23 protein-coding genes are annotated in these 19899 nt (G+C 60.2%); 15 read left to right on the plus strand and 8 right to left on the minus strand.

Translation table 11 applies throughout. The features are described from left to right. The first annotated feature begins 18 nt into the window (after positions 1-18). From B5483_RS17680 to B5483_RS17705, 6 genes are all read left to right on the plus strand, one after another. Complete coding sequence (locus B5483_RS17680; RefSeq protein ID WP_054946136.1) at positions 19-891, plus strand: alpha/beta fold hydrolase; 873 nt, start codon at positions 19-21, stop codon at positions 889-891. A 1-nt stretch (position 892) separates the two neighbouring features. After that, positions 893-2164 carry a spinster family MFS transporter gene (locus B5483_RS17685; protein WP_079731333.1) on the plus strand — a complete coding sequence of 424 codons (1272 nt, stop codon included), beginning with the start codon at positions 893-895 and terminating at the stop codon, positions 2162-2164. A gap of 144 nt (positions 2165-2308) precedes the next feature. Then, complete coding sequence (locus B5483_RS17690; RefSeq protein WP_079731334.1) at positions 2309-2542, plus strand: hypothetical protein; 234 nt, start codon at positions 2309-2311, stop codon at positions 2540-2542. A 256-nt stretch (positions 2543-2798) separates the two neighbouring features. Continuing rightward, positions 2799-4154: an NADP-specific glutamate dehydrogenase gene (gene gdhA, locus B5483_RS17695; protein WP_054946139.1), complete on the plus strand. Its 1356-nt coding sequence runs from the start codon at positions 2799-2801 to the stop codon at positions 4152-4154. Positions 4155-4170: 16 nt separating this feature from the next. Then, a complete protein-coding gene (locus tag B5483_RS17700) occupies positions 4171-4788 on the plus strand; it encodes a Pycsar system effector family protein (protein ID WP_054946140.1) in 618 nt (205 codons plus the stop codon). A 264-nt stretch (positions 4789-5052) separates the two neighbouring features. Next, the gene (locus B5483_RS17705) at positions 5053-5655 is read left to right on the plus strand and encodes a response regulator transcription factor (RefSeq protein ID WP_079731335.1); all 603 of its coding nucleotides are present in this window, start codon (positions 5053-5055) and stop codon (positions 5653-5655) included. 357 nt (positions 5656-6012) lie between these two features. Here the strand turns inward: B5483_RS17705 and B5483_RS17710 are convergent, their stop codons facing one another. Continuing rightward, complete coding sequence (locus B5483_RS17710) at positions 6013-7002, minus strand: restriction endonuclease (protein ID WP_079731336.1); 990 nt, start codon at positions 7000-7002, stop codon at positions 6013-6015. A 276-nt stretch (positions 7003-7278) separates the two neighbouring features. Here B5483_RS17710 and B5483_RS17715 point away from each other — a divergent pair, with 276 nt between their 5' ends. Both B5483_RS17715 and B5483_RS17720 read left to right on the plus strand, forming a co-directional pair. Next, positions 7279-7788, plus strand: coding sequence for a hypothetical protein (locus B5483_RS17715; protein ID WP_079731337.1), 510 nt, complete (start codon positions 7279-7281; stop codon positions 7786-7788). Between the two features lie 19 nt (positions 7789-7807). Then, positions 7808-8383, plus strand: a complete 576-nt coding sequence (locus B5483_RS17720) for a hypothetical protein (RefSeq protein ID WP_139384048.1) — start codon at positions 7808-7810, stop codon at positions 8381-8383. A gap of 138 nt (positions 8384-8521) precedes the next feature. Here B5483_RS17720 and B5483_RS17725 read toward each other — a convergent pair whose 3' ends face one another. From B5483_RS17725 to B5483_RS17735, 3 genes are all read right to left on the minus strand, one after another. After that, entirely contained in the window at positions 8522-9133 is a 612-nt protein-coding gene (locus B5483_RS17725) for a hypothetical protein (RefSeq protein WP_079731339.1), read from the minus strand. 1 nt (position 9134) lies between these two features. Continuing rightward, complete coding sequence (locus B5483_RS17730) at positions 9135-9680, minus strand: hypothetical protein (RefSeq protein WP_079731340.1); 546 nt, start codon at positions 9678-9680, stop codon at positions 9135-9137. A 137-nt stretch (positions 9681-9817) separates the two neighbouring features. Continuing rightward, positions 9818-10342 carry a hypothetical protein gene (locus tag B5483_RS17735; RefSeq protein ID WP_139384049.1) on the minus strand — a complete coding sequence of 175 codons (525 nt, stop codon included), beginning with the start codon at positions 10340-10342 and terminating at the stop codon, positions 9818-9820. A gap of 204 nt (positions 10343-10546) precedes the next feature. Here B5483_RS17735 and B5483_RS17740 point away from each other — a divergent pair, with 204 nt between their 5' ends. After that, positions 10547-10951: a thermonuclease family protein gene (locus B5483_RS17740; RefSeq protein WP_139384050.1), complete on the plus strand. Its 405-nt coding sequence runs from the start codon at positions 10547-10549 to the stop codon at positions 10949-10951. On the opposite strand, the gene B5483_RS17745 is transcribed toward B5483_RS17740, so the two are convergent. Then, positions 10930-12894 carry a DUF2075 domain-containing protein gene (locus B5483_RS17745; protein ID WP_245829340.1) on the minus strand — a complete coding sequence of 655 codons (1965 nt, stop codon included), beginning with the start codon at positions 12892-12894 and terminating at the stop codon, positions 10930-10932. The two genes, B5483_RS17740 and B5483_RS17745, sit on opposite strands and share 22 nt — an antisense overlap. Positions 12895-13158: 264 nt before the next feature. Between B5483_RS17745 and B5483_RS17750 the strand changes: the two genes are divergently transcribed. From B5483_RS17750 to B5483_RS17770, 5 genes are all read left to right on the plus strand, one after another. Then, positions 13159-14325 (plus strand): tyrosine-type recombinase/integrase, encoded by a 1167-nt coding sequence (locus B5483_RS17750; RefSeq protein WP_079731342.1) that lies wholly within the window; start codon positions 13159-13161, stop codon positions 14323-14325. Next, the gene (locus tag B5483_RS17755; RefSeq protein ID WP_139384051.1) at positions 14274-15056 is read left to right on the plus strand and encodes a hypothetical protein; all 783 of its coding nucleotides are present in this window, start codon (positions 14274-14276) and stop codon (positions 15054-15056) included. The genes B5483_RS17750 and B5483_RS17755 overlap by 52 nt, the downstream gene beginning before the upstream one ends. A gap of 91 nt (positions 15057-15147) precedes the next feature. After that, positions 15148-15360: a helix-turn-helix transcriptional regulator gene (locus B5483_RS17760; protein WP_079731344.1), complete on the plus strand. Its 213-nt coding sequence runs from the start codon at positions 15148-15150 to the stop codon at positions 15358-15360. Continuing rightward, positions 15360-16283 carry a DNA-primase RepB domain-containing protein gene (locus B5483_RS17765; RefSeq protein WP_079731345.1) on the plus strand — a complete coding sequence of 308 codons (924 nt, stop codon included), beginning with the start codon at positions 15360-15362 and terminating at the stop codon, positions 16281-16283. The genes B5483_RS17760 and B5483_RS17765 overlap by 1 nt, the downstream gene beginning before the upstream one ends. Then, positions 16280-17464, plus strand: coding sequence for an AAA family ATPase (locus B5483_RS17770; RefSeq protein ID WP_176168094.1), 1185 nt, complete (start codon positions 16280-16282; stop codon positions 17462-17464). Before B5483_RS17765 ends, B5483_RS17770 begins: the two co-directional genes overlap by 4 nt. 64 nt (positions 17465-17528) lie before the next feature. On the opposite strand, the gene B5483_RS17775 is transcribed toward B5483_RS17770, so the two are convergent. From B5483_RS17775 to B5483_RS17785, 3 genes are all read right to left on the minus strand, one after another. Further along, positions 17529-17819, minus strand: a complete 291-nt coding sequence (locus tag B5483_RS17775; RefSeq protein ID WP_079731347.1) for a hypothetical protein — start codon at positions 17817-17819, stop codon at positions 17529-17531. A 64-nt stretch (positions 17820-17883) separates the two neighbouring features. After that, complete coding sequence (locus B5483_RS17780) at positions 17884-18111, minus strand: hypothetical protein (protein WP_079731348.1); 228 nt, start codon at positions 18109-18111, stop codon at positions 17884-17886. A gap of 284 nt (positions 18112-18395) precedes the next feature. Then, a complete protein-coding gene (locus B5483_RS17785; RefSeq protein WP_176168095.1) occupies positions 18396-18983 on the minus strand; it encodes a hypothetical protein in 588 nt (195 codons plus the stop codon). Positions 18984-19458: 475 nt separating this feature from the next. Between B5483_RS17785 and bamE the strand changes: the two genes are divergently transcribed. Further along, the gene (gene bamE / locus B5483_RS17790) at positions 19459-19737 is read left to right on the plus strand and encodes an outer membrane protein assembly factor BamE domain-containing protein (RefSeq protein ID WP_079731350.1); all 279 of its coding nucleotides are present in this window, start codon (positions 19459-19461) and stop codon (positions 19735-19737) included. Positions 19738-19899 lie beyond the last annotated feature (162 nt).

Below are 19899 nucleotides of genomic sequence, written 5' to 3' on the forward strand. Positions count from 1 at the left end.
AGGTGAAAGGATTGTTCGATGGACTACCGCGACCACCGCTATCGCAGCGCCTGCGGGCGCCTTGAGCTGGCCGCGCGCGACTATCCCGCGGCCACGGGCGAAACTGCCCCGGTCCTGCTGATGATGCATGGCCTGACCCGCAACAGCGCAGACTTCGAGCCGCTCGCCGCGCGCATGGCCGGCACCTACCGGCTGATCGTGCCCGACCAGCGCGGACGCGGCCTCTCCGACCGGGACCCCGATCCCTCGCAATACCGGCCGGACGTCTATGCGCAGGACATGCTGGCCCTGCTCGACGGTCTTGGCATCGCGCGCGTCGGCATGATCGGCACTTCGATGGGCGGGCTGATGGCGCTCATCATCAACGCGCTGCGGCCCGAACTCGCATCGGCCGTGGTCTTCAACGATATCGGCCCGGTTCTCGAGGACGAAGGGCTGGATCGCATCAAGAGCTATGTCGGTCCGCGCGGGGCTATGACCTCCTGGACCGAAGCGGCCGCCCGGTGCCGTGCGATCAATGCGCCTGCCTTCCCCGATTTCGGCAGCGCCGACTGGATGGCCTTCGCCAGGCGCACCTGTATCGAGAATGCTAACGGCACCGTCTCCTTCGCTTACGATCCGGCGATCTCGCAGGGCTTTTCGGACGAGGGCGCGACCGTCGTCCCGCCCGACCTGTGGCCCCTGTGGGACCTGCTCGACGAGAAACCGGTACTCGTCATTCGCGGCGCGCTGTCCGATCTCCTGTCGAAAGCCACGGTCGAGGAGATGGCCAGTCGTCACAAGGGGGCCTATGCCGCCGTGGAAGTGCCGCGCGTCGGCCATGCCCCGATCCTTGATGAGCCTGCGGTTCTGCCAGCGATCAGGTCCTTCTGCCAGGAGCACGTGAACTGAGATGACCAGCACAGCGACCCGGCGACCGGCTTCGCCCAATCTCGTTCTGGCGATGCTGCTGCTGGTCTATGTGTTCAACTTCGTCGACCGCCAGATTCTCGCGATCCTCGCCGCGCCGATCCAGGCCGATCTCGGCCTCGACGATGCGCAGATGGGGATGCTCGGCGGGCTGGCCTTCGCCATCCTCTATTCGACGCTGGGCGTGCCGCTGGCGTGGCTGGCAGACCGCACGAGCCGGTCCTGGGTGATTACCGGATCGCTGGTGGTCTGGAGCCTGTTCACCGCGGTCTGCGGCGCGGCGCAGGGCTTCTGGCACATCTTCCTTGCCCGGCTTGGCGTCGGCGTCGGGGAGGCAGGCGGGGTCGCCCCGTCCTATGCGGTGATCGGCGATCACTTCCCCAGCGAACGCAGGGCCATCGCGCTCTCGGTCTATTCGCTCGGCATTCCGCTGGGATCGGCAACCGGCGTGCTGGCCGGCGGATACGTCGCGGCGAAAGTGGACTGGCGCGCGGCCTTCCTCGTCGTCGGCATCGCCGGGCTGCTGATTGCGCCGCTGTTCAAGTTCGTCGTGCGCGACCGTCCCAAGGCCGCCGCTTCGGCTTCTCCCGCGGCGGGGGAGGGCATCCGGTTCCTCGCCATTGCTGCCTTGCTCGCCCGCAAGCGAGGCTTCTGGCTGCTCTCGTTCGGCGCTGCCTCCAGTTCGATGCTGGGCTACGGCCTTGCCTTCTGGTTGCCCAGCCTGCTGCAGCGCAGCTTCCATCTCGATCTGGTCGAGACGTCGTGGTTCATCGGCGCGGTCCTGCTGCTGGGCGGAAGCGTGGGCGTGTTGTCGGGCGGACTTCTGGCCGACCGTCTCGGCCGCGCCAACCGCGCCTTCTATGCCTGGGTGCCGGCGATGGCATTCGTGGCCGCCGTTCCCCTGTTCGCCGGCGGCATCTGGACTTCGAGCGTACCGCTCGCCTTCCTGCTGTTCCTCGTCCCACAGGCCCTGGCCTATATCTGGCTCGGGCCGGTGACGTCCGCGATCCAGCACCTCGTCGATCCGCCCGCGCGGGCGACGGCATCGGCACTGTTCCTGCTGATCAACAACCTGATCGGACTGGGCGGCGGCATCTATGCGCTGGGCGCTCTCTCCACGGCACTGGCGCCGGTCTATGGCGAGGAATCGCTGCGCTATTCGATGCTCTTCGGCCTTGTCCTCTACCTGATCGCCGCCACGCTCATGGCGCTCGCAGGCCCGGCATTGCGGCGCGAATGGGTGGCTGAAGGCTGAGCCGCCCGACTTTTTTCGGGGGCGTGCCCGCGCGCTCTTGCGTTGCAATCGCGCGCCCATCGACTACCAATTGGCGGTGACGGCCCTGTCCGGACGCATCCGGGCCGGGCGGCAATGCTGGTTCAGGTAACGAGGGGACGCTCCGTGAAACTACTCAAGTGGGCCGTTGGCGGCGCCGGCGCTTACGCGATCTACAAGTACTCGATCGGTCGCAAGGCCAAGGGCGAAGACGTATTCGTCTCCCCGGAAAAGGAGCTGGAGAAGATCGCCCGCAGCAGTGAACCCGAGGCTGCGGCACCGGCCAAGCCCAAGGCCAAGCGGACGGCCAAGCCCAAATCGGCCGCTGCCAAGACGGCGGCCAAGCCTGCCAAGGAATAGCGGGCGATCCTGCGCAGGTGCGGGCTCCTGTGCGGGGCGGGGCCAAGTCTCCTCTCTCGAACAGTCTTGCCATCGCCGAAATGCGTGATCGTCGGGCCGTCGCTTGGCTGCGTTCTCGACCATTGCTTCGGTAATTCCCAAATCAACGACTTGTCCACTTTAGCCCTGTACGGCCTTGATCCGCAGTCGTATTCTCGTGCAACAGAACTGCGCGAACGACGCTGGAAGTACTGAAGATAGTAAAGGGAGATTAATCATGGCCGTCACCGACCACGTTGATTTCAACGCGTTTATGGAAGGCGTGAAGCGCCGTAATCCCTACCAGCCCGAGTTCGTTCAGGCCGTGCAGGAAGTTGCGGAAGACATCTTCGAATTTATCGCCGACAAGGAACAGTATCACGAACAGCAGATCCTGCGGCGCATTGCAGAGCCGGACCGCGTCGTCTCCTTCCGTGTCTGCTGGGAAGACGACAATGGCAACATCCGCGTCCAGCGCGGCTGGCGCGTCCAGAACAACAATGCCATCGGTCCCTACAAGGGCGGCCTGCGCTTCCATCCCAGCGTCAACGAAAGCGTCCTGAAGTTCCTCGCGTTCGAGCAGACCTTCAAGAATGCGCTGACCGGCCTGCCGATGGGCGGCGGCAAGGGCGGATCGAATTTCAATCCGAAGGGCAAGTCGGTGCGCGAGATCATGCGCTTCTGCCAGTCCTTCATGACCGAACTTTATCGCCACATCGGCGCCGACGTCGACGTTCCTGCCGGCGATATCGGTGTGGGCGGGCGTGAGATTGGCTACATGTTCGGCCAGTACAAGCGCATCACCAACCACTTCACCGGGGTGCTGACCGGCAAGGGCCTCGAATATGGCGGTTCGCTGATCCGCCCGGAGGCGACCGGCTACGGCGCGGTCTATTTCCTCGGCGAAATGCTGGCGGCGCGCGGGCTCGATCTCGATGGCAAGATCGCGGTGATCTCGGGCTCGGGCAACGTGGCCACCCATGCGGCGGAGAAGATCGTCCACATGGGCGGCAAGCCGGTGACGCTTTCGGACTCGGGCGGGTTCATCTACGATCCCGACGGGCTGACCCTCGATAAGATCAACTGGGTCAAACACCACAAGACCCACCGCCGCGGCCGCATCAGCGAATACGTGGACGAGTTCAAGGGTGCATCGTATCACGAGGGCAAGACGCCGTGGAACGTCGCCTGCGATGTTGCGCTGCCCTGCGCGACGCAGAACGAACTCAACGGCGCGGATGCCCGCGCGCTCGTCGCCAATGGCTGCATCGCCGTTTCGGAAGGTGCGAACATGCCCTCCGACCTCGAAGCGGTGCACGTCTTCAAGGACGCCAAGATCATGTTCGCCCCGGGCAAGGCCGCCAATGCCGGCGGCGTGGCAGTGTCGGGCCTCGAAATGAGCCAGAATTCAGGCCGCCGTCCCTGGACCGAGGCCGAATTGCAGCAGATGCTCAAGGACATCATGTCCGGCATCCATTCCCGCTGCCTGACTTACGGCGAACGCGGTGGCGGCTATGTCGATTATGTGCGCGGCGCAAATATCGCCGGGTTCAAGAAGGTGGCCGATGCCATGCTGGCGTTCGGCGTGGTGTAACAGGACTGGAGTGGGCATGTCCGAAACGGTGCAGCCAGAAGGAACCGCTTCGGACATGCCTGCCCGGCATGAGCCCGACCGCAGGCAGGCCGGGCTTTACGACGACAGGACCTATTCGGTGCACGCCATCCACATGGTGCGCACTGCGATGACCAATCATGCCGTGCTCAGCCAGATGGCCGATCACAAGGCGAATATCCTGATGGGCGTGACCTTCCTCGTGTTCACCCTGTCGGTGAGCGCGTTCGGCGGCGGCAATTACCGCGTCTCTCTGCTCATCCTCGTTCTTTCGGCCTTCCTGTCGGCGCTGTTCGCCATGGCGGCAGTGACGCCCAAGGTGACTCCGCCCAAGCTGTCCGACGATGAACTGGACAATCTTCTCTTCTTCGGGGTCTTTACCGGACTGCCGCAGGAGGAATTCATCGACCGCCTCATGCAACGGGCGGAAACCGATGGCCGGGTGCTGAGCACGATGCTGCGGGACATCTACCAGAACGGCGTGGTGCTCCAGCGCAAGAAGTACCGCTACCTGTCCTATGCCTTCCGCTCGTTCCGCATCGGCCTTGTCCTCGCCTTCGTCGCATTCGTGCTGGAGAATGCCGCAGAGATCCTCGGATTCGCTGCGCAAAGCTGAATTAGGCGAAATTTCCTCAATTCGTCGCAAAAATTCGCTTTGCGAAAAGCCATTTCAATCCAGTTGGTTGCGACGATATTTCAGAATTTTAATTCGCTTTGACCTCCCTATACGTGTGATTACGTAGTTGCCTAGGCTTACCTCGTCGAGATAACTCGAGATATAGCTAAATGGGGTGGGTGAACGTGGGAAGCGCTCCGACCGGTGCGGGCGGCGCCCCTGTTCGTCCAGCAAATCGGGCAAAAAAACAGGGGTCGACAATTAATGTACCAAGGGAATTTCCACCTGTTTCTGGTGGATGAGAATCAGAAGCGCCGCGCGACGGTCAGTTACGAAATGTCGAAGCGCGGCATCTATATCGTTCCTTTCGAGGCGGTCGAGGAACTCGCATCCCGCTGGCCGGATGCCGGCATGATCCTGATTGCGGACGATAACGGCAATATCTCGAAGCTGACCCATCTCATGCTGCAGATGGAAAAGTGGCTCCCCTTCGTCGCCTTCGCCGAAGATCCCACGACATCGCAGATCGTGCGCGCCGTGAACGAAGGCGCGGTAGGCTACAGCGACAGCCCGACCAACGTCGACGAATTCTGCAAGACGGTTGAGGAAGCGCGTGTCTCCATAGACCGCATCGGCCACATCCGCTCGCGTGCGATCCGGGCCAAGAAGTCGATAGAAAGCCTGACGCGCCGCGAAATGGAAGTGCTCGAAGGTCTCGCCCAGGGCCTGACCAACCGCGCCGTCGCCGAACAGCTCGCAATCAGCCACCGCACCGTGGAAATCCACCGCGCAAACCTGCTCACCAAGCTGGGCGACGTCGGCATCAACGCCGCCATCCGCCTCTTGATCGAGGCGCGCATCATCTGAACCTGCGTGTCCGGGCGCCTGAAGAGGGGTGTACAGGCAACACGTGAATTCACGCAGGCCCGCTCGAACCGTCAGGTTTGGGCGGGCTTGTTCGTATTGGCGGAGAGAGAAGTGGTGCCGGCTACAGGATTCGAACCCGTGGCCCCCTGATTACAAAATGGCCTTTGACTCTAAGCATTCTGGCGCAATTCGTCGCAACTCGACGTATGGATCGCAGAATTCAGCAGCCTGAGCCTTCGCAACCTGACGCAGCCTGTCGCAACCCGTAGCAGTCAAGCGCGGGCTCCTGGTACCCCACTGGGACCCCGTATTCCTAGCTGGTCTACACCCGATAGACGCAACGCAAATGCCATCGCGTCAAGCGCCTCGCAGCGTCCGATCGATCCAATCATCCAATTCTGAGCGATCAATTTTTCCGAGTAGGAAGCGATCGCGTTCGACGCGCTCCAGTGCACCTCGGGTCAAATAAGACGTCGTTACAATCATCGCTTTGCTTGCCTGATGTTCAAGTCGGGTGTCCGCAAGTTCTCTCACGAGCGATAGGCCAACCTTCCGATCGATTCGGTGCTTCTTGGCTTGCCAGACGGCTTTGAATAGCCCCGTGGCTCCAAGGTCCTTAATCGCTACCACGTCCACGCCACCATCCTTTGATCCTCGCATCAACTCGACTTGGTAGCCATCTGCAGCCAGCATTTCTGAGATTAGATGCTCAAATTCCCGCCAGCTAAGGTCGTCGAGTGAGATGAGTTTGCGTTGGACACGCTCGAGCAAGCCCACGCTCGGAGCAAACAATGCTAGACTGGACAGGGATGTCGGATCTGCCAAGGCTTCTGAGGTGAAGAACTCAAGCCCAAACTCAAATCGACTATCGACAACTATCGGCGGCGTTGTAGCCGCAACGAACAGGGCTCGAGACCCGGGGAAGCGAGACAGGCCTTCTGCAGCTAAGGCATCCAAGCGGTCGGCGACCCATTCGACGTCTTCAAAAACCAAAAGGCAATGTGAGTCAGGCGGGACCGCATTCCAGATGCGTTCGGAGTCATGGCTAAGAGCCGAATAGGTTGTAGCCGCAAAGGCATGATTTTGTACTGTCAGATCGGGTGATATCGAATCAATTCTTGAGAATCTGTGGGTCCATTGGTCGGCGAGGGCGCGAGTGCCGGCGATGAGTAGGGCTTGATCAACTTTGCTTTGTTCGAGCAACTTCATTGCGGCGCATTGTGCAACAGTGGTTTTCCCAAAGCCCGGGGGTGCTACTAGCAAGCTGCGTGCATCGTCGCGGGCAAGGAAGTTGTCTAGAAATTCCGCCTGCTGTTTGGTCGGATTGAATGCCGGCTCGTTACGCATCGGGCTGCCCTAACCTTCAACTGCAAATTGACGAAGTGGGTAGGCCTTAGACATTTGATCAGTCTATCTGGCTTGAAGCGGCGCGCAAATATGATCGTTTTGAGCGGTGCGAATTTCTCTGGGTTTCGCGTTAAGTGGTCTCGCCACACCAATCTGGTCGAGTTTTCCGACTCAGAATCTCCATCACTGTTGCTCACTGAAGCTCTGTCTTGACACCTGAACGCGTCTTACATAGAAATAGTGACGCCAAGTGAGGATTACAAAAGGAGATATGATATGAGTGAGCCTATCTTGGGCATTCCCCTTGCCGACATTAAGTCCTTCTCGAAGGAAGTGCAGGCCGAGCTCATGGCCTATTACCGTCTGCGGATCGGCGTTGACGTGGAGCCTCATGCCACAGCTACGTCAAATGCGGTCTCTGTCGAGGACAACGTATTAGAGGGTCCCGCAGACCTTACAGTCGCGTTCGCGCGCAAACTCATCGCAGAGCCAATTCACCCGAAGACATTGGCAGTGCTGCGAGCAATCGCAGCAAGTCCGTCGCCAGTGTTCCAATTCGCCGACGCTTTGGCGGCAGCACCAAACGCAACAACTTACCGGGACATTCGCGGGACATGGTCGGGCATCACGCGCCGAACGCGCAATATCCTAAACGATCCGGATGCGGACCTGATCTGGTGGGAAGGCGAACCTGTTTATAGCGACGATGGGACGTACATCGACCAGCAGGGACGGGTTTCGCAGCTGACACATCAATCATTGCAAACTGCTCTTGGCATCCGCTGAGTGGGAAGAGGATACCGTCATGCCAACTTACAATGATCCTATCCGGCATCGCCAATTCGTTATCAAAGCAATGGCTGCGCAGGGTGGCTGGAGGGCACGCGCACTGCGGGGGCTGAATATTGCCAGCCCGACGTTTGACGCAGCGGACCGCATGCTCGCGATTGAAGCGGTTCGCGCCTACCTTGACGGCGAAGCCGAGAAGCGTCGGACCGCTCGTGGTCCAGACGGTGTTCCGGCGGCGTTAGAGTTCGCAGAAGCATTCGAGCAAATTGCAATCACTGACGGCCAGAAAGCTATGCTCGACGCCCACCTGGCTGCGCCTGGCCACATCTTGACGGCGACTCAGTTGGCCCATGCGGCAGGTTATGCGAGCTACGAAGCCGCGAATGCGCAATATGGATTGCTAGCACGGGCTTTGGCCGAAGAGTTGGAGTGGACTCCTGCGGAGCAGGGCCCTGACGGACATCCTATTTGGACGTTCACGCTTGCGACTGAGGGTTCAGATGACGAAGCTCCGGTGGTTGCGCTCGGTGACCGCGCTGAATGGCGCTGGAGGCTTCGGCCTCAGGTGGTTGAAGCGCTGTCTAAGCGCTAACGCGATCGCCATGGATCTGTGGAGTTTAACATAACGTCCGTTCTCATTCCGACGTGGTCGTATCGATGAGATTGCTCTGAGCCGTGAATTTCCTCCAGTGCAATAGCGCTTCAGCCTCAGATGCAGCTTGGATGCATGTCAGTTCGGCTCCAAGTGCAAGTTCGAAGTTTCCGGGACCGCATCGGCCTCGCGTCGTAGCAACGTACGGATCGCGCCGCTCGCTGGCAGAAAAGCAACATCGTAGGACAGAGCATGCCAATCGATGTCCTCCCGGGCACCGAGCTGGTCCTGATGTAGCTTGTCCCGGATCGTTAGCGTCCGCTCGACGGCGTCCCGCAGGCCGTGCTCACCGGTCTCATCGTAGACTGCGCACAAGGCGGGTAGCCACTGGCCTCGGTTGATCCGTCGGGCATCGGCCCCGTCATGGCCGTTTTGGCGAAGCCAATGCCCTGAGCCCAGTCCTTCAAATACCGAGAACGCCGCGACGCAGAACTCCATAATCAGGTTTTGAAAGTATGGTTCAAACAGAACCGGCCGCTCGTTTAGGCCGCGATGGTGGTGCGGATTGATGAGAGCGGCTTTCAGCTCAAGGCCAACGAGAAGGTGCTTAAGGTTCGATTTGAGCCTCCGCCGGACCTCGCGGTCTAGTTCTGCTGGAATGTTGCGGCTCAGCCAGCCTACCCATTGGTTGGATTCGGAAAGGACAGTGTAGCCGCCTGGCCGCTCCTGCGGCCGCGTAATGAACAGCATCTTATCGTTTCTCCATATCGGATCGACCTTCAACCTTGGGAAAGACCTCGATGATGTAGCGGCTCATACTGTGTCTTTTCCCAAGCCCCATCAAATGAAAAGCGACATCATAAGCGGCTTGCCACGTTTCGGGCGTTGATGGCCCCTTCATGTCTGCGTCGTTCAAGAAATTGACGAGAACGAGGTACGCGGGAACGCCCTGATCCCTCAAAAAATGCAGATGGGCCATTCGGTTACCTCGCTGATAGAAGTAGTCAGTCCACGGTGCCCGATTGGGTTTTGCTCCCAGTCTGTCGGCGCAGGCGGATAGTGCATCGGCAATTCTTTTGCGCGATGCCTCGCTGGCGCTAGTTCCCGGAGAACACGTCTCGCCAACGTGTGCTTTGGCCTCGACGAGCAAGACCGCCCCACGATCGGAAACCCCCAGCGCATCCCATTGAGGGCCACGATCGGGCCAAAAGTCACTAAGGGCCGGCCGCAGGTTGCCTAGGCCGATAAGGTCGAGAAAGTCGCCGTCGCGATACTCTGCGAAATCGTCGTTCTCCAAGGGTGAGCGCCAATCTATGCGTGCAGCTCCAGGCAGTCTTGCGAGCACAGGTCCGTCGAGTGACGCCCACCGCTCATTTACCGCCTGCTGAATCCATTTCAGGCTACCTTTTTGGCCGCGAGGCTGGATCACACGCGTCACAACGCGGCTTCCAATGCAGAAGCGCTTGGTACGAGCTGGGAGGCACCAGGTTGCGACGCGCCAAAATGGGTAGCGAGCTGGAGGGTGCGAAGGAGCGGCAGGCCCGATGGCACCGCAGATTTCTCTGGCCGGAAGTTCTTGAGGTGGCTTGTGACCTCGCAGATGAAATCCGCCACTCGGACTACCCGCCCGCCACCGACTTCAGATCTTGCGCCTCCCGCCATTAGAAAGAGGCCGACCTGGTCCAATTCGGTTGGGAGATCTAAGCCGCTAAACAGCGAAGGCACATATTGCCGGCCTCGTTCAAATTTGGCAGAAAAGCGCCGTTCGCGTTCGGACCATGAGTCCGCGTCTAGCGAGCATTCGACATGGATGAGGTGGCGTGTCGTCGGGTTAATGCCCACGATATCGAGTTCGCCCTCGTATCCGCCCTTTTCGCGCCGGCCGACTAGCACCGATTGGCGCACAAAGTAGCCCCGATACTCGAGCCATTCGGCAGTTAGTTGCTCAAGATGGTTCACGTACCCCCGCTTTCTCGGAATGCAGTTTGAATGCCCCTTGCGTGTCATATTGGATTGCAGGAAAGTATTTGTGCAATGGGGACCGTTCATAAATTTAAGAAGCGGCCGAAGAATACCGGTCAGTTCAGGGGCGGGCGTATCTCCGCACCCAAAGTCCAGAGGCGTCGCACGAAGCGGCGTTGGCAATGGGGGTACAAGCAGGCAATGCTTGCTACACTGGGTGTCTCCATCGGTGGCCTGATCGCGACCTCAGCCATTCAGTGGACGAGCACCTATGCATCGGCCGCGGATTTTGAATGCGCGTCGGCGCGCGTCTTGGACGGCGATACGTTTGATTGTGGATCAACGCGCGTCCGTTTGCACGGCATCGACGCCCCCGAACTCGAGGGACATTGCAGGCCTGGCCGACAATGCGCGCCCGGTGACCCCTACGCCAGCACAGAACACCTTCGGCAACTCGTAAGCGGTGTCACGGTGCGGTGCCAGCAAACCGATACGGATGTCTATGGCCGTGCCGTGGCACGCTGCACGGCAGCCGATAGAGACCTATCCTGTGCCCAGATTGACGGTGGTTTTGCAATCCGCCGTTACGGGATGCTTTTATGCTGAACGGCGGCCGCTAGCTCAGTGAAACCACAGGACAGCAAGAAGTCATAAATCGCATCGTAAACGCCAGGGGGACGTGTAGAGTCGGCCGGATCGCCTTCGGGCACGAACACGACCAGCCCTTGGCGCGCCCGCGTGAGCAGCACGCGGTACGCGTTGGCAAGGTACGCCTGACTGGTGGGATCGCTTACCGTCTCCCAGCGTGTCCCGCGAAACCGCAGCTTTTCCCAACCCGCGCCGCGGCGCAAATTGGCATCCCAGCACAGGCACGCCCAATCGAGCTCCAAGCCCTGTACATCGAATTCGGTCGCCGCATCTTCGAGCGCATCGGACGAACGGACATCCTCGGGCGGGGCCAAGAACCATTTGGCCGGCTCGATTCTGGCTTTGACGAAAACGCCGTGGGGTTTGATCCGTGCGGCGTTGGACGATGCGAGCAGGCCGGCACTTTCCGAGCCGCGGCGCTGTGACCGCAGCCAGGCGCGAGCCGCCGCCAGGTCACGGGTGACGAACAGCGGGTAATTGGTCAGGTCTGCCTTGACCCGCTGGGCCGCCGCATCATCGCCATCGATCACTTGGCCGACAAAATCGGAGAGCTTCTCGGCGCGAAACGAGCGGATGGAGGTCGCCAGATGCAGGTCTGGCGCGGTCACATGATCAGCCAGCTGGCAGCTATGCTCGAGCGTGCCGGGAATATGCGCCTGCCAATGCGGGAAGGACTTTTCGAGTGCGCGCAGCCATTCCTCGATCCCGGCCTCGCCGGTATTGATCTCTTGGCCGCCGCCGACCAGACAGACGATGGCGCACCAGTCCGGGTGGCGGTCCATGACGCTGAGCAGGAATTCGGGTTCGGACATCGAAAAGCCGAGTTGCCCCTTCTTCTGCTGCATAAATTTTGAGGTTTGTTCGCGATCCCAGGCGCGCTGCGCTTCATCAAAAACGGCGACCTTTTCGATAGGTGCAGTCGTCGTCGCCAGCGCATCGTCGCGGAAGTGGTGGATGTTTTGAATGAACGCGCAGGCTTGCCGGAATTCGCTCGCGCGTGAGGACCGCTCGCCGGCGTCCTTTTTCTTGGCCAGTGCGTCGAGCGTCAGCGCTTCGCGCAAGACTTCGACCAAGGGGCCATTGCCCGAGAGAAACACCGCATGCTCATCGGAATGCGCGCGCTGACGGGCCGTCGCAAGATTAAGTCCGGCCAAGGTTTTGCCCGACCCCGGCACCCCCGTGATGAAACAGATAATCTTGCGGTTATCGCGTTTGGCGGTCTCGATCGCCTGCGCCACATAGTCGGCGGTGCGCGTGAGATTTTCGGCGCCGGCCTCGGAGCGCGAAATTTCCTCGACCTCATGGCCGCGGTACAGCGCCTGCGCCGCCTCAACAATTGTCGGGGTGGGCCGATACCGCCCCGTAATCCATGCGGCAGGATCGATTGCCGGAGAAGCATATCGATCCGATACCTGCTGGATCAGGGCCACAAGGCCGTCGGTTGAGCTTTTCAGCGGCCGAGCAAGGCGATCATGTTCCCATTGGACCGCCTCGGCGGGCGCGGGCTCTGCGTGCGTCGCGATCAGGATCGGCACGATCGGCTTGTTATGGCTTTGCTCGTGGAAATGCTTGAGATCGAGGCCGTAGCCGTAGACCTGATCAAGGCTCGAGCGATCGAATTGCCGCGCCCCGACTTTGTATTCGATCACAAAGACGATACCGGCGTTGAGGATGATCAGATCGGCGCGTCGCCCCATCCGCGGGATCAAGAACTCCAGGCAAAAGTGTGCCTCCGGCAACGCCGCGGCGAGCGAGCGAAGATGTGCAATCTGGTAGGTCCAAGCCGCCGATTGCTTGGGATCGAGGGCGAAGGGCAATTTGCTGGCCAGATGGCCAAAGAATTCCGCATCCGATGTGCGGTCAACCTCGGGCGCGGCAAGCGATAGATAGGCACGATCCATATACCCGTGCTGACCGATGGCGAAGGCCAAGGCAATCGCCCCGTACAAGTGATACACGTAATTTATTGAAGGCTAAAAACTCAGCCCTACGTAACGGCACTTGATAGGTGATCGAATTGGGAAATTCGGTTCCAAAGACCCCCCGGTGCCTATGACCATCGTCGTATCCCGAACTTCTTTGCCGCAGCCCGTCAGGCACCTAGGAATTTCTTTGAGATTCGTGAGTTTCCGTGATTATTGATGTGCCGTTGAAAGGAACGGCACATGCGCAAGGCACTCAATGTAAAGGCGATCGAGGCCTTCAAACCCAAGGTAAAGCGGTATGAAGTCCATGACCTTTTGTGTCCGGGTTTCAGTGTTCGCGTCTATCCTACGGGCCGAAAGGTGTTCACGGTCAAATACCGCTACGGCCCAAAGCAACGCCGCCTACCCCTCGGCGTTTTCCCGCGCCTTGCCCTTGCCGATGCCCGTGCGCAAGCCATGGAAGCGCTGCGGCAGGTTGATGATGGGATCGATCCGAGTGTCCAACGTCGGCAGCTCAACATGCGCGTCGAAGCGATCTGCGCCGATTTTATCCGCCAATATGCGCGTCCTCGAAATCGCAGCTGGCAAGAAGCCGAACGCATCATCAAGCGCGAGTTCGTCGCCGCACACGGGCAGCAGGATATCCGCAAGATCACGCGTAGCGATATTTTGAACTTGATGGATGCGGCCGTCGAACGCGGTTCGGCCTATCAGGCCAACCGCATTCACTCCCATCTGCGCAAGCTGTTCAACTGGTGCCTAGAGCGCGGCATCATCGATGCGTCGCCTGTGCTAGGAACGCGCGCGCCGACCCGCGAACAGGCGCGCGATCGCGTTCTCGATGATAGTGAGATTAAGGCCGTGCTGACCGCTAGTGCAGCGGCATCTGGTCCTTACGCGCCGTTCGTTCCGCTGCTTCTTGCGACCGGTCAGCGGCGCGGTGAAGTTTCAAAGATGCGGTGGAGCGAGGTCGATTTTGCAGCCAAAATCTGGGTGATCCCGGCCGAACTCTCGAAGAACGGTAAACCACATGTCGTGCCCTTGAGCGATTACGCCTTACGGATAATTGGCGAAATTCCGCGTTGGGCGGATTGCGATTTTGTCTTCACCACAACCGGGCGCACACCGATCAGGAGTTTCAGCAAGGGGCTGCGCCACATCCATGCGGGGTCCAAGACGGCCGATTGGCGATTTCACGACCTGCGCCGTACGGCTGCCTCGGGGATGGCGCGCCTCGGCATCGCGCCTCACGTCGTTGAGAAGGTGCTCAACCACATATCGGGAACGATTTCCGGTGTGGCCGCCGTCTATAATCGCTATGGCTACGATGCGGAAAAGCGGGAGGCGCTCGACGCATGGGGCCACTATCTGGACAAGCTGATGATGCCGGAGAGCCTTGCGGCCTGATTCCCGGCAATTTCCTGAGTTGTCGGCCGCGCGCCCGCGACGATGAAGTCTGGCCGCAAGTCTACAAGGCGCTCCCAACCGACCAAATCCGCAAGGCTGGCGCGCAGCTCGGTATCGACGATCCGCAGTTGCTCGTCACGCTCCGCCACCTGCTTGCCGGGCTGTTCCTCGATCAGCTTCGTTCGATCGCTGGCGATCCCGCGCGCGCAGATCTTCAAACGCGCAGGCGTCAGCTACAGAAGATCTCCGCGCTTATTTCTGCGCTTGAAACCGAGTACGGCAATGCGCTGCCCGACATCATGACCGACCTCGACGAGGCGGCTTGGCATGGACCCGTGCAGTGGGGACCGTCGCAATTTGCGTCCGATTACGCCGACCTCCTCAGCGACACGCAAGTCATCAAGCAGATCTGCCACGACATCCTCGCGTCGCCGGCGTTTAATCCGCGCCGAAACAGCGGCCGTGGTCCGACAAACTTGCCCGCGAGGCTTCCTGGACGTCCCGGATCGCGCGCGAGGGAAGCCTTGGCCTATCGGCTCGCGCGGCTGTTCCATACGGCAACCGGACGGCCGCCCACCACCAGCGGGTCGCAGGACACAGCCTTTCAAAAGTTCGCCGCGATCAGTTGCGCTATGTTCGTCAGCGGGTACCGCGACCTGGGAAAGCCGTTCGGTCCTTTCGCTCCGCCGAGCCGGCGGGACCTGAAAGCGGTCTGCGCAAGGTACAAATAGTGCTCTCCCACCGCACCTTATTGTTCCTGTAGCGCCTCGCGTTTCGGGCCTAACTGCTCGTGCTGTTCACTCAACAACGAGGATCAGCACAATGACCACACATGCCCATGATGGGCCGATGCTCTATGGCCGTAGTGACCTCAGGCGGCGCGGAATCAAAGTTTCCAACGACACCTTGCTGCGCTGGGAGCGCGAGGGCCGATTTCCCGTCCGCTTGAGGCCCGGCCGCTATGTTGTTGCCTGGTATGCTTCCGAAATTGAGGACTACCTCCTCCGGCTTGGCGCTGAGCGGGGGATCGGTTGATGATCCCGCTCAAATACGAACATCTTAGCGAGGGTAAGCGCCGCCGTGTGGCGATCATCGCGGCGAGCCGGTTCGTCGCGGACTTATGGAGCTACCCTCCCGATGCCTTCACGTTCATCGGCACGCGTCGGGGTGATCGCTGGCGTGATCATGCAATCCAAGGCGACGATAGGGGCGAGCAGGTTGTTGAGATCTTGGCCGCGCACAGCCCCGACCGCTTCGACATCTACTTTTGCCCCAACGCGTTCGCTGAGCCGCATCGGCACACCGAGTTTGCGCTGCCCAGCCGCTATGCGCATTGCGATATCGATAAGACCGATCCCGCCGGCTACGATCCGCAGCCCAATATCCTGTGGGAGACTTCTCCAGATCGTTTCCAGGGCATCTGGATTTGGAACAAGAACGCCGACGGCATGATCGCAGAGCAATATTCGAAGGCCATTGTCTACAAGCAGGGCGGCGACAAGGGCGGCTGGTCGATCACCAAGATGCTGCGCATACCCGGGACGATCAACCACAAGGCGGCCTATGCGCAGCCCGTCGTAACCTTACGAGCCTTCGATGCGCGCCCGCAGAAACTGCCGTCATCTCTTGCGTCGATAGAGCGGCCCGACAAAGAGAAGCAAAGCTCCCGATCAATGAGCAGCAGCGGGGAAGAGGCCGCTGCGATCATGCGCCGCTATCGCCTGCGCATGGGGCTGCCAGCGGGCGCCTTGATGACGGCGCGCCGGGTGCTGCGCGGGGATCGATCGGGCGCGGTTTTTCAGATCGTTGCCGGGCTGATCAGGCTCGGTGCCCCTGATCCGGACATCGTCACTGTGCTCCTCGCCAACCCCTACTTCGTCGATAAATGGGGCGAGGATCGCGAGCGGGCCGAACTCGAGGTCGCCAAAATCCGATCGCGCGTGGAGGATGGCCAATGAGCGGCGAAACGAAAGGGCATTTGCAGATAAAGGGCAAAAACCGCCGACATGAATTGCACGCAGCGATCATGGATTGGCGTCTACGAGGCATGTCGAAGGCGCAGGTTCGATCCATGGCGGAGCTTCTCGACACAACCGCGAACGCTCCACCACTCGCCGACGATGCATTTGCGGATGTGTTCAAGCAAGCCTGGAAGGAAGCCAGTGAAATCGCGGCGGCGGAGCATTTCAAAGATCTGGCCGAGTTCGAAACGCTGCCGGTCGAATATCTCATCGAACCCCTCGTGCCGGTCGGTTGTACGACCATCATCGACGGCAACCCTGGGATGGGTAAGTCGTTCCTGAGCCTGGCGATGACGGCCGCGATCACAAGCATGGGCATGTTTGGCGATCTGCCGGTTGCCCGCCAAGGCCGGGTCCTTCTGCTGAACGACGAGGACGATCCCAGCCGGGTGCTGCGGCCGCGCCTCGAAGCGATTGGCGCGGATATCGGCCGTGTCCGGGTGATCCATGCACCGTTTGAATTGGATGAGAGCGGCGTCGATATTCTGCGGCGAGAAATCCGCAACTATGACCCGACGCTTGTGGTCATCGATCCCCTGACAAACTTCATGCCGAGTGGCGTCGATATGTACCGGCCCAATGAAGCCAATGCCTTTATGCGCCCGCTACACCGATTGGCGAAGGACTTCGACATAGGCATCCTCATCGCCCGGCATCTGCGTAAGCAGGCGTCCGATACGGCGATGCATATGGGGCAAGGATCAATGGCGTTCGGCGGCGCGGTGCGCTCCGGAATGATCGTGACCCCGCATCCGACACAGGCCCGCTGGCGTGTCCTGGCGCACTACAAGGCCAGCTATGCCGAAGAAGCTGTGTCGCAGGCGTTCGAGATCGGCACGCCTCCCAGAGGCGGTGCTGCCGCACGGGTGAATTGGCGTGGGCCGGTTGAAATGTCCGCCAATGAGCTTGTCGCGCAGTCCTCGGTACAGGAAACGATGCTCGACAGAGCCGTGCGGGCGCTCGAGGACTATCTAGCGCCGGGACCCGCCAAAGCGCGCGATGTCATCGAGGCCATGAAAAAGAAGGGCGTGCAGGAACGTACATTGGACCGAGCCAAGAAGAAGCTCGGCGTCATCAGCGGCCACGGACCGGGCGCAAAATGGAAGCTGCCCAACTGAAAGAGCGCCAAATGTGCATATACACAACGTTGGCGCTCTTTGGGGCATCTAGGCGACGAGACGGTCAGTCTGCACAAGCCGCTGCGAGTGCCGTCCTGGCCTCTTCGAGCGCCTTCGATCCCTGAGCCCAGGACCAAGGCTGGCGGGCGACATGCTCCTTGCCCAAGGTCGGATATTGCTTGGTCTGCTTAGCGGCGAGGCGCAGCACCATTCGGGCATCGCGCGGCGGCATCTTCATCTCGCGGGCGAGTTCCTCGAGAGTAACCAGCGGCGGAGCATTCTTCGGTGGGGAAGCCGTATCGCTTTTGGCTTGGGGGGCGGCATCGGGCTTCTTCGATGTGGTCATCGTGGTCATGTCGTTCGTCCCTTTCGTCGTGAACGACAGACCAATTAAGGCAGGTGACCAGAAGCCGTCAGGTTTATTCCCAGGTCGGATCAAGAAAAAGTGGAATGGTGAACGATACCGATCCGTCGGTGAAGATATACGCGTCGTCGTCGCTGCCGATCTCAAAGGTGTAGCGATGACCATCGACATCGATGTGAATAATCTCCTCTGGTGCATAGATCACCTCAATCACGGCGCCGGGGAAAAGCTTTCGGGCATGTGACGTGAGGTGCAGCCAGTCGCGCGGTTGGTCGTTGGACATGATGGCCTCCGTTCGTTGACCATCATTCGATTAGGGGCATGGGGCTTCTCATGTCAGGGAAAATCCCAGATTGGAAACATCAAAATCCTGCGCGTGGGTCCCAACGGGGCAGCAGATTGCGAACAATTCCCTAACATATGGAATTCACCTGATTTTGAGATGATATTTGGGCCGATTCGGTCGGTTGCGAGAACCCCAAAATGGCGGAAATCCGTTGCGGCCTCCTGATATACAATGAGGCTTGGATTGCCACACTGAGCGCGCAAAGCTGCGGTCTCGGGCCCTTAGCGTCTTTCGCTGGGCATCCGTCGGGAACCAGACCGCTCGGCAAGGTTACGCAGACGATCGAGATACAGCGTTTTGGCCTCGAATTCCGCATCGCGCAGCCGCTGCACGATGTCGATGCGGTTGGCGCCGCGAGGGCGCGCGATGTTTCCCGATCCTTGTAGGCGTCTGCGCAGCTTGGCCACCTTTCTGCGGGCGCGCGACAGGTCGGTCATATTCTGCACCGCGTAGCTCAGACGCTGCGCGTCACGGGACGCGAACCGACCTCCGGTATAATAGAGCACCTCGCAACGTCGGCCGGTCACAGGGCATAGGAAATAGTAGCGCCAACCGCCGAGCGACGATGGCACACGGTCGATTGCGATATTCTGGCTGATGGTGCCATCGGGCATGTTGCCGCTGACCGTCATCGTGCCGCCGCGTTCAATGTTGCTTAGATCGACGCGTAGGCGCACGCTGGACGCGCTAAGGCCGCCAATCGACCAATGCAATGTGTCGATGATGCATTCGCCAGGCTGAATTACGCCCAGCCGGCGCAATGCGCGTATATCGAGCGCGAGCATATCCTCTACGTTGCCGATATTCATGGCGCGCCGCGCGCCGGACCCCATACCGCCCATCATGACCTCCATGGCACTCGGCGGTATTGTACATCCGAAGACCGAAGGTCTCAGGCCCAGTCTCTAGCTCTCCGGGCGAGGCGCATATGCCTGCGGGCCGGCTCCGTGTGCCTCTCAAGCTGGCAATTACTCCGAAATCCTGCGGCTTGGGGTAGGTTGGGCCAGCTTTCTATTGAGTGGCTCGCTTGATTATCTCATACAGGCGTCGGAGCCGCCACGCACGGTTCTGGGGCGTAGTAACCCCGAATAGCCGGTTGGACTGCCCGATGCAGTCCGCACATCCTTGACCCTATGGTCGGGGAGCCTGCGACGTATGTCCAGGGCTCACCAGCCTAAAGGTCGTAGGGACCGAGCTATCGGTTTACTAACTCCCCGATCGCCAGGGCATGGTGTGAAGTCGACAGCGGGGGCGCACCGCGATCGACTTCCCAGGGGAAATCGCATGAAACCTCTTATCTCGCTCAGCGCAGCCGCGCTTCTCGCTGGCTGCGTGTCGATGGGCACGAACTATGATCCGGCCGCAGTTGAACGTCTGCAGGTCGGCATGACCAAGGCGCAAGTTATCGAAATGTTGGGGCAGCCCAATCAGGTCATCACAATCGCCAGCGGCGGACAGAAGCTGATCTGGGTGCATTCGACCGGATCTATGTTCGGCGCTAACGCGCGCTCAGTGGGGTTGCCGTTCGGGCCTGACGGTCGACTGATCGAGGTGCCCAAGTAGGGCGCGGGTTTCGTCGATCGGGCGTCTAACCTAGCCGCAATCCTTCGCCATTGCCGGTATCTCGAGGGTACGCATCCGATAGCGGCCGCCTTGCCCGGACGTTGACCTAGTCGGAGTTAGCGCGAGTGCAAACGTCGTGTTTTGCACTGGAGTTAGCGAGGA

Source organism: Novosphingobium mathurense (assembly GCF_900168325.1).
GTDB classification, from domain to species: Bacteria; Pseudomonadota; Alphaproteobacteria; order Sphingomonadales; family Sphingomonadaceae; genus Novosphingobium; species Novosphingobium mathurense.

Excerpts from the sequence above, each read along its gene's own strand:
- B5483_RS17725 (WP_079731339.1), bottom strand. The coding sequence starts at position 9,133 with ATGCTGTTCATTACGCGGCCGCAGGAGCGGCCAGGCGGCTACACTGTC.
- B5483_RS17680 (WP_054946136.1), top strand. The coding sequence starts at position 19 with ATGGACTACCGCGACCACCGCTATCGCAGCGCCTGCGGGCGCCTTGAG.
- bamE (WP_079731350.1), top strand. The coding sequence starts at position 19,459 with ATGAAACCTCTTATCTCGCTCAGCGCAGCCGCGCTTCTCGCTGGCTGC.
- gdhA (WP_054946139.1), top strand. The coding sequence starts at position 2,799 with ATGGCCGTCACCGACCACGTTGATTTCAACGCGTTTATGGAAGGCGTG.
- B5483_RS17705 (WP_079731335.1), top strand. The coding sequence starts at position 5,053 with ATGTACCAAGGGAATTTCCACCTGTTTCTGGTGGATGAGAATCAGAAG.
- B5483_RS17750 (WP_079731342.1), top strand. The coding sequence starts at position 13,159 with ATGCGCAAGGCACTCAATGTAAAGGCGATCGAGGCCTTCAAACCCAAG.
- B5483_RS17715 (WP_079731337.1), top strand. The coding sequence starts at position 7,279 with ATGAGTGAGCCTATCTTGGGCATTCCCCTTGCCGACATTAAGTCCTTC.
- B5483_RS17765 (WP_079731345.1), top strand. The coding sequence starts at position 15,360 with ATGATCCCGCTCAAATACGAACATCTTAGCGAGGGTAAGCGCCGCCGT.
- B5483_RS17755 (WP_139384051.1), top strand. The coding sequence starts at position 14,274 with ATGGGGCCACTATCTGGACAAGCTGATGATGCCGGAGAGCCTTGCGGC.
- B5483_RS17775 (WP_079731347.1), bottom strand. The coding sequence starts at position 17,819 with ATGACCACGATGACCACATCGAAGAAGCCCGATGCCGCCCCCCAAGCC.
- B5483_RS17740 (WP_139384050.1), top strand. The coding sequence starts at position 10,547 with ATGCTTGCTACACTGGGTGTCTCCATCGGTGGCCTGATCGCGACCTCA.
- B5483_RS17685 (WP_079731333.1), top strand. The coding sequence starts at position 893 with ATGACCAGCACAGCGACCCGGCGACCGGCTTCGCCCAATCTCGTTCTG.
- B5483_RS17780 (WP_079731348.1), bottom strand. The coding sequence starts at position 18,111 with ATGTCCAACGACCAACCGCGCGACTGGCTGCACCTCACGTCACATGCC.
- B5483_RS17760 (WP_079731344.1), top strand. The coding sequence starts at position 15,148 with ATGACCACACATGCCCATGATGGGCCGATGCTCTATGGCCGTAGTGAC.
- B5483_RS17700 (WP_054946140.1), top strand. The coding sequence starts at position 4,171 with ATGTCCGAAACGGTGCAGCCAGAAGGAACCGCTTCGGACATGCCTGCC.
- B5483_RS17720 (WP_139384048.1), top strand. The coding sequence starts at position 7,808 with ATGCCAACTTACAATGATCCTATCCGGCATCGCCAATTCGTTATCAAA.
- B5483_RS17745 (WP_245829340.1), bottom strand. The coding sequence starts at position 12,894 with ATGGATCGTGCCTATCTATCGCTTGCCGCGCCCGAGGTTGACCGCACA.
- B5483_RS17710 (WP_079731336.1), bottom strand. The coding sequence starts at position 7,002 with ATGCGTAACGAGCCGGCATTCAATCCGACCAAACAGCAGGCGGAATTT.
- B5483_RS17785 (WP_176168095.1), bottom strand. The coding sequence starts at position 18,983 with ATGAATATCGGCAACGTAGAGGATATGCTCGCGCTCGATATACGCGCA.
- B5483_RS17770 (WP_176168094.1), top strand. The coding sequence starts at position 16,280 with ATGAGCGGCGAAACGAAAGGGCATTTGCAGATAAAGGGCAAAAACCGC.